Source organism: Nocardioides sp. NPDC059952, assembly GCF_042730435.1.
In the GTDB taxonomy this organism is placed as follows: Bacteria; Actinomycetota; Actinomycetes; order Propionibacteriales; family Nocardioidaceae; genus Nocardioides.
The window spans coordinates 1-1,400 of the sequence record NZ_JBHWLY010000159.1; the positions used below are offsets into that span (position 1 = coordinate 1).

Below are 1,400 nucleotides of genomic sequence, written 5' to 3' on the forward strand. Positions count from 1 at the left end.
GCGCTGGGCGAGTCGGTCACCGAGGGCACCGTCACCCGCTGGCTCAAGCAGGTCGGCGACACGGTCGCCGTCGACGATGCTCTGCTCGAGGTCTCCACCGACAAGGTCGACACCGAGATCCCCTCGCCGGTCGCCGGCACCCTGCTCGAGATCAAGGTCGCCGAGGACGAGACCGTCGAGGTCGGCGCCGTGCTCGCGCTCGTCGGTGACGCCGGTGCCGCCCCAGCTGCCGAGCCCGCGCCCGCCGCCCCGGCCCCGGAGCCGACTCCCGAGCCGACTCCCGAGCCCGCTCCGGCCGCCGCCGCCGCCGCTCCCGCTCCGGCGCCTGCCGCTCCCGCTCCCGCTCCGGCTGCACCCGCTGCTCCGGCTGCTGCCGCTCCGGCTCCTGCTGCCCCGGCTCACGCCGCGCCGTCCACCGACGGCTCCCCGGCCATCCAGCCCGGTGGCTACGTGACCCCGCTCGTACGCAAGCTCGCGGCCCAGCACAACGTCGACCTCGACACCGTCGAGGGTTCGGGCGTCGGTGGCCGCATCCGCAAGGAGGACATCCTCCAGGCGGCCGCCGCGAAGTCGGCTCCGGCCGCCGCCCCGGCAGCAGCTGCTCCGGCGGCCTCGGCCGCTCCGGCCGCTTCCGCCGCCCCCGCGGCCCCGTCGCCGCTGCGTGGCACCACCGAGAAGATCTCGCGTCTGCGCAAGGTGATCGCCGAGCGGATGACCGAGTCGCTGCACACCGCGGCGCAGCTGACCCAGGTCATGGAGGTCGATGTCACCAACATCGCCCGCCTCCGTGAGGCCAACAAGGCCGGGTTCCTGCAGCGCGAGGGCGTGAAGCTGACCTACCTGCCGTTCTTCGCCAAGGCCGCGATCGACGCGCTCAAGGTGCACCCGAAGCTCAACGCCGGGATCGACATCGAGGCCGGCACGGTCACCTACTACGACCGCGAGAACATCGCCTTCGCCGTCGACACCCCGAAGGGTCTGCTGACCCCGGTGGTCAAGGACGCGGGCGACCTGTCGATCGCGGGTATCGCGAAGAAGATCGCGGACGTGGCCGACCGCACGCGCAACAACAAGATCACCCCGGACGAGCTCTCCGGCGGCACCTTCACGATCACCAACCTGGGTTCGTTCGGTGCGCTCTTCGACACCCCGATCATCAACCAGCCGCAGGTCGCCATCCTCGGCCCGGGTGCTGTCGTGAAGCGTCCGGTCGTCATCGACGACCCGGACCTCGGCGAGACGATCGCGGTGCGCTACATGGTCAACGTCGCGCTCACCTATGACCACCGCCTGGTCGACGGCGCCGACGCCGGCCGCTTCCTCCAGGACGTCAAGAAGCGCCTCGAGGCCGCTCAGTTCGAGATCTGAGCCTGTGACCCTGCGAGCGAAGCGAGCAGGGT

At 71.6% G+C, this 1,400-nt stretch carries 1 protein-coding gene; it reads left to right on the forward strand.

The window, feature by feature from the left end:
- On the forward strand, window positions 1–1,368 hold a 1,368-nt coding region (gene sucB, locus ACFV9G_RS29870; RefSeq protein ID WP_378733116.1), incomplete at its 5' end, for a 2-oxoglutarate dehydrogenase, E2 component, dihydrolipoamide succinyltransferase.
- Window positions 1,369–1,400 lie beyond the last annotated feature (32 nt).